We start from the raw sequence: 6,697 nt of genomic DNA on the forward strand, positions 1-6,697 counted from the left end.
CAATAAAGCAAATCCTAAAGTAAAAGCCAACGGAGAAAACATTTTACCTTCAACCTTCTGAAAAGAAAATATCGGAAGCAGTGAAGTAATGATAATTAATTTTGAAAAGAAAATCGCTTTGCCGAGACCAATTCCTGTGGTTTTAATCCAGCCGCCTTTTGCCAGTTTATTGAATCGTTCCATGCCGTATTTTTTGGCTTTATGATCCAGCATTACGAAAATCCCTTCGACCATGACGACCGCACCATCGATAATGATCCCGAAATCTACTGCACCTAATGACAATAAATTGGCACTCATCCCTGCCATCTTTAAACATAAAAAAGCAAATAGCAAAGAAAGCGGAATAACAATCGACACAATAAAAGTCGTTCGCCAATCTGCCATGAAAAGAAATACAATCACCGTAACGAAAATAATTCCTTCCATCAGGTTATGCATAATGGTCTTGGTGGTGAAATTCATCAAATTTTCACGATTGTACACGGTAACAACTTTCGTGTCTTTAGGCAGGATTTTGGTATTGAGTTCTTCGATTTTAGCTTTCACCAATTTCAAAACTTCAACAGGGTTTTCTCCTTTCCGCATCACAATAATTCCTGCAACCACATCATCATGGTCATTGAATCCTGCCTGCCCAACTCTTGGCAAAGAGCCTTCATGAACCGTTGCAACGCTTTTAATTAAAATAGGATTTCCATGATCATTTTGAATGGTTACATTTTCGATATCCTCAATGGACTTTAATAAACCAATTCCGCGAACGACGTAGGATTGCCCATTTTTCTCAATGACATCTCCGCCCACATTCAAATTCCCATGATTAACGGCATCGTAAACCTGCGAGGTGGTTAAATTATACTGCTCTAGTTTTCTAGGATCGATGCTTAATTCAAATATCTTCTCTTGACCACCAAAAACATTCACATCCGCAACTCCAGGGATACCACGGAAAGCACGATCTACCACCCAATTTTGTAAGGTTAATAATTCGCGGGAATCTTTCTTGGGACTTTGTAGAATGTAACGATAAATCTCACCAGTTGGTCCATAAGGCGGCTGAACTTCCGGCTCTGCACCTTCAGGAAACTGAACGGTTCGCAGTTGATTATTAACTTGAATTCTGGCAAAAGAATCATCTACTCCATCATCAAAAATAATTTTAATGATCGAAAGCCCGAACATCGTAGTACTTCTGATACTGGTTTTTTTCTGTACAGAACTCATCGACAATTCTATGGGAGTCGTTACAAATCGCTCTACTTCTTCGGCACTTCGCCCATTCCATTGGGTAATGATGACCATTTGCGTATTGGTAACATCGGGAAAAGCTTCGATGGGCATATTTTTGAAACTAATAAAACCACAGATTGCCAAAAGTGCTACCCAAATAAAAGTGAATGCTTTATTTTTTAAAGAAAAAGCAATAATGTTTTTTATAAATTTATTCATGAATTTTTTATTTACTAAAAAACCTATTCGAACAGGTTTCTTTTCGTTGAAATAGCGATTAAATTATTCGTTGAGTGATCTGTAAAATAAAAGTTGATTATTGGTAACTACTTTATCACCTTCTCTTAGTCCATCGGAGATATAAGATAAACCGTCTGTTTGCTTTATTACTTTCACTTCTTGTACTTTTACATTGCTTTGGCTTTTAAAAAGAACCACATAATACCTATTTTCATCGAAAATCAATGCATTGGAGGGAATAGAAAGTGCTGTACTATTTTCTGTTTTAAAGACTTTGATGGTCGCCTTACTTTCAGGAATAAGCTCGCCGTTCGTATTATCCAGAACCACTCTCGCCTGCATTGAATTGGTTTCAGGATCTATAATTTTAAAGATTTTATCAATTTTTCCGTAGAATATTTTATCTGGAGCAGTTAATGTTGAAACCTCTGCTTTCATTCCTAAAGAGATTTTATGAATATCACTTTGATTAATATTTAAAATCGCCCAAACATTCTTTGTATTCGCAACATCGAAAATATTATCGGTTCGGTCGCTTCTAAGCTGCATATCTTTATTGATGTTTTTCTGAACGATAAAACCGCTAATCGGCGAAACGACAGAATAAATGTTTCCGTGGTTCATATTATAAACCTGATTGACCGACTGTGAACGGCGAAGTTCATCTTGGGCTTTTTGAACCTGACTTTTGGCTTCCAGAACTTCTCTTTCGGTACTTAATTTCCCGTTGTACATATCCTGCGCAACACGAAGATTTTTCTGTGCAACGACCAAATCTGTTTTGGCATCACTCAAATCTTTTTGATAACCAGCCACCTCCGTACTTCTAATGGTTGCCAGAACTTGCCCTTTTTTTACGTAATCACCTAATTCGGCATTTACGGAAAGAACATTTCCTCCTACTAAAGGAAAGATATCGATGTACTGATTTTTATCGGCTGCAATTTTACCAAAAAAAGCCATTTCATCTTTAATGTATTCGTTCTGAACCTCAACCAAAGTGGTCGATTTCATCATTTCATTGCTAATAACAAAACTTTTCACAGTTTCAATATCTTTTTTTTCTTCTTTTTTACAGTTTATTAACGCGAATAAAGCGAGTAAAATGGCTAAATTTTTCTTCATGATTAATTGAAAATGGGAGTTTGTACAAGTTGGTTTAGTTGTTCAGCAGAAATTACGACCTGCTTTTTTATTTCGTCGATTCGTAGTACCGTTTCTTTATAACTGTTGGCAAAATCTGTAAAGTCGATTAAAGTGACATTTCCTTTCCGGAAATTATCTTGTATTCCTTTATAAACGGCATTCAGATTATTGATATCGGCTTGCTGAATACTTGAAAACTGATTGTAATTGTTTTGCCAATTTTGATAAGCTGCGGTAATTTTATTTTCTAAATTCTGTTTTTGAACTGCGGTGTTTTGCTGACTTTGGTCGATTAACACTTGAGCTTTCTGAACATTTCCTTGATTGGGTTTCCAAAAAGTGAGCGGAATACCTACCGAGACATTAATTTCATTCTTGTACATTCCGCTGTTTTGATTCCATTGCAATCCACCGGTGATATCTGGCGTATTAAGAGATTTTTGCCATTTATAATACGACCTGCTGTTTTCAATGGTTTTCAAAGTGTACAAATAATCGGCATTATGCTCTAAGGCAATTTTCTTTAATTCATCCAAAGAACTGAGCGGTTGATTTTGAATAAGAGCCTGCACTTCTGCAGCATTCATTTCAGGAATAATATCCTCGCTGATTCCGGTTAAAGTATGAAGATCCTGAAGTTGTGAAAAAACACTGTTCTTAATTTGAGATTTCTCATTGCTAAGATCCAAAACCATTGCCTGCAATCGCACTTCATCTTTCAGCGCAATATTTCCTTTTGCAGTTTGTATTTTGTATGCTTTCACCAAATCCGTTAGAAAACCCAACTGCTCATCGATGTTTTCTATTTTCTTATGATCAAAATAAATGGAATAAAAGGTTTCCCGCAATTGAGTTTTGAGTTCAACCAACAATTGATTAAATTGAAGTTGGGCAAGTTCCTTATTTGATTTTGCAAATTCGACCTCATTTTTCCTTTTTCCTCCCAAAAGAAAAAGCTGTTGTACCGACACGCTTTTGGTGGGTCCGAGATTAAGAATATTATTATTTTCAGGATTATAAGCATTCGTTTCAAAACTAGCCTGCGGAAGATCCCAAATTTTCGACTGTACAATATCTGCATCTGCTGCAGAAATATGATACTGTTGCGCAATAAGTTGTAAATTATTTTTAATGAAAGCTTGTTCCGCTTCGGGAAGGGTGATTTTTTGCTGTGAAAAAGCCCAGGAAGAAACCAGCAGACTTATCACGATTATTCTATTCATATTGATCCTTTTTAACAAAGGGCAAAAATGAAGAGTTAACCTTAAAAGAAACTTAAGTTAACCTTAAAAAAACCTTAAAAAGCTATACAGGAAAGATAATGGTGAATATATTTTGGTTGGTAGAAGCACCATGATAAGTAATCGTAGCTTTGTGATATTCTAAAATACGTTTCACAATTTTCAATCCTAAACCGGAACCAGAAATCTTATGAGAATTGCTACCTCGCATGAAAGGATCAAACAATCTATTTTGTTCATCCGCAGAAATAAGATCTCCAAAACTGAGAATGTTTATAGTTAAAGCAGATGACGATTCATCAATGGCTACATCCACCCTATCGTTATCGCCATAAAGCGCTGCATTTTTAAATAAATTAATAAAAACAATTTCCAATAAAGATTTCACACCTTGGATGGTCAGCTGGGCATTTTCCATATTGTGTTCAGAAATTTGAAAATCCATTTTCAGGTTCGGAAAATTTTTCTCTACTTTTCCATACGCATCGAAAATCACTTCATCGATTCTCACTTCATCGTAAATGGTTTGAATATTCTCTTTATCGAATTTCGTTAACACCAAAAGCGAATTCGTAAGATCCGACAATTGATAAATCTCTTTTGAAATCTGAGAGAGCACCGATAAAGTTTTTGGTGAATGTTGCTCGGATTTTTTTAAATTTTCTAATTGAAAAGCCATTCTCGTTAAAGGAGTTCGGATTTCGTGAGATGCGCTTGCTGTAAAATCTTTCTGGGACTGAAAAACATCATTCAAACGAACAATCATGGTATTAAACGATTGGGCTAAAACACCGATTTCATCATTAGAAGCTTTTACTGGAATTTGAGTAGTGAGTTTATGCGCAGTAACTTCTGATATTTCTTTCTTCAATTTTTCTAAAGGTTGCAAAAATTTCCCAATGATATAATAGCTAAAAAACCAAATAAGAGCAATACTCAATAGATAAGAAAAAATCAGTAGATATTTAAGGTAAGCCAATTTCGACTGCCCGGAAGCATCCATTGCGCTGGTGATAATATAATAATTTTTACCCTGAACATTTCGTAAAGCAGCATATATTTCAGGTTTTGTATCTTCAGTATAAATGGTCTTTTGCAGATCTAATCGGTCAAGCAAACTTTTGTCCCAACTTACATTTTGATCTTTTACAGTGCTATAAAGCAATTGCTTGTTGGCATCAAAAATGATAATGTTTTCATTGAGCATTATATTATCGGCTGTTTCACTGAAAACAATTGGATCTTTCTCATTAAACCCACCAGATTGTGAAATAAAACTCGTCGTGAAATCAAGCCTCTTTACAAATCGTTCTTTGAATTCTTCTCTTCTGAAAGAATTAAAAGAGATATAAATTACGCTCATCACAATACCAAAAAGTAATGAGAACGCAATACTTAGATTTAAAGCAATTTTCCGTTTCAGAGACCTCATTATAATGCATTTAAATAATAACCGTATCCCGAACGAGTATGAATTAATTTTATATTAAAATCCTTATCAATCTTCTTTCTTAAAAAATTAATGTAAACCTCAACAGTATTGGTATTCGTATTAAAATTCTGCTCCCAAACATGTTCTGTAATCTGTTGTTTCGATACCGTTCTTCCTTGCGCTTCAACTAAAAATACCAAAAGTTGAAATTCCTTTACAGTCAACGCAATTTCTTGTCCACCACGAAAAACCTTCTGATCTGTTTTATTAATGGTAAGATCTTCTATCGTTAAAATCTCGTCAATCAATTTATCTTGTGTATTCTTTCTCCTGATGAGCGACTGAATTCTCATCAACAATTCCTCGAACTGAAAAGGCTTTACCAGATAATCATCCGCAAGACGATTGAAGGCATCTTTCTTGTCGGACAAATCGCCGTAGGCAGAAATCATGATGATGGGAGTGTTTTGATCCTCAAGTCGTATTTTCTCACAAACTTCTAAGCCATTTATTTTAGGCACGTTGATGTCGAGTAAATAAATATCATAGAAGTTTTGCTGAGCTTCTTGCAAAAAGAGATTACCATCGTACACTTTTTTCACCTCAAATTCACTGTCTTCCAAAAATGCAGACAGTTCAGTAGCGAGAACGAGGTCATCTTCTAATAAAAGGATTTTCATAATTAGGATTGAAAAGTAAATGTAGGAAAATTAAAGCAAAAAAAATCTCTCCTAAAAAAGAGAGATTAAAAATAGAGCCAACTATGAGATTTGAACTCACGACCTCTTCCTTACCAAGGAAACGCTCTACCCCTGAGCTAAGTCGGCAAAAGTTTAAAAAAAAATCACAAGCCGCTGTATTGGTTGTGATTTTTTAGAGCGGAAGACGAGGGTCGAACTCGCGACATTCAGCTTGGAAGGCTGACGCTCTACCAACTGAGCTACTTCCGCATTTTTGTTTCCAAAAACTGTTGGTAAACGGTTTGCAAATTTACAATAAATTTACAACTACGCAAAATAAATTAGAAAAAAATGTGGGGAGGGTAGGATTCGAACCTACGAAGTCGTAAGACAGCAGAGTTACAGTCTGATCCATTTGGCCACTCTGGAACCTCCCCAATTTTATTTTTTCCAATGAGCCTCCAGAGGGACTCGAACCCACGACCTGCTGATTACAAATCAGCTGCTCTAGCCAGCTGAGCTACGGAGGCAAAATATTTAAAGAACTTCTTATCTGTTTTTGCGAGTGCAAATATAAGGTAGTTTATTTTAAATCTACAAGTATTTTGATGTTTTTTTTAAAAAAAAATTTGTAGACTTTAAAAGAACTTCTTATCTGTTTTTGCGAGTGCAAATATAAGGTAGTTTATTTTAAATCTACAAATTTTTTGATACTTTTTATAAAC

Annotated in this window: 5 protein-coding genes and 4 tRNA genes; all 9 read right to left on the reverse strand. The window is 35.3% G+C overall.

Annotated features, from left to right (window positions below; genetic code table 11):
* Positions 1–1,452, reverse strand: a 1,452-nt coding sequence (locus WBY99_RS00850; RefSeq protein ID WP_423974460.1) for an efflux RND transporter permease subunit, incomplete at its 3' end; no start/stop codon positions are given.
* Positions 1,453–1,515: 63 nt separating this feature from the next.
* Positions 1,516–2,598 carry an efflux RND transporter periplasmic adaptor subunit gene (locus WBY99_RS00855; RefSeq protein ID WP_423974461.1) on the reverse strand — a complete coding sequence of 361 codons (1,083 nt, stop codon included), beginning with the start codon at positions 2,596–2,598 and terminating at the stop codon, positions 1,516–1,518.
* Positions 2,599–2,600: 2 nt separating this feature from the next.
* Positions 2,601–3,842: a TolC family protein gene (locus tag WBY99_RS00860; RefSeq protein ID WP_423974462.1), complete on the reverse strand. Its 1,242-nt coding sequence runs from the start codon at positions 3,840–3,842 to the stop codon at positions 2,601–2,603.
* A gap of 82 nt (positions 3,843–3,924) precedes the next feature.
* Positions 3,925–5,292 carry an ATP-binding protein gene (locus WBY99_RS00865; protein WP_423974463.1) on the reverse strand — a complete coding sequence of 456 codons (1,368 nt, stop codon included), beginning with the start codon at positions 5,290–5,292 and terminating at the stop codon, positions 3,925–3,927.
* The gene (locus tag WBY99_RS00870) at positions 5,292–5,972 is read right to left on the reverse strand and encodes a response regulator transcription factor (RefSeq protein WP_423974464.1); all 681 of its coding nucleotides are present in this window, start codon (positions 5,970–5,972) and stop codon (positions 5,292–5,294) included. The genes WBY99_RS00865 and WBY99_RS00870 overlap by 1 nt, the downstream gene beginning before the upstream one ends.
* 75 nt (positions 5,973–6,047) lie before the next feature.
* Positions 6,048–6,119: transfer RNA gene (locus WBY99_RS00875), tRNA-Thr, on the reverse strand.
* A gap of 50 nt (positions 6,120–6,169) precedes the next feature.
* Positions 6,170–6,242, reverse strand: a tRNA-Gly gene (locus WBY99_RS00880).
* A gap of 84 nt (positions 6,243–6,326) precedes the next feature.
* Positions 6,327–6,409 (reverse strand) — tRNA-Tyr (locus WBY99_RS00885).
* Positions 6,410–6,428: 19 nt separating this feature from the next.
* A tRNA-Thr gene (locus WBY99_RS00890) sits at positions 6,429–6,502 on the reverse strand.
* Positions 6,503–6,697: the final 195 nt, after the last annotated feature.

This window comes from Kaistella sp. (assembly GCF_049588135.1).
In the GTDB taxonomy this organism is placed as follows: Bacteria; Bacteroidota; Bacteroidia; order Flavobacteriales; family Weeksellaceae; genus Kaistella.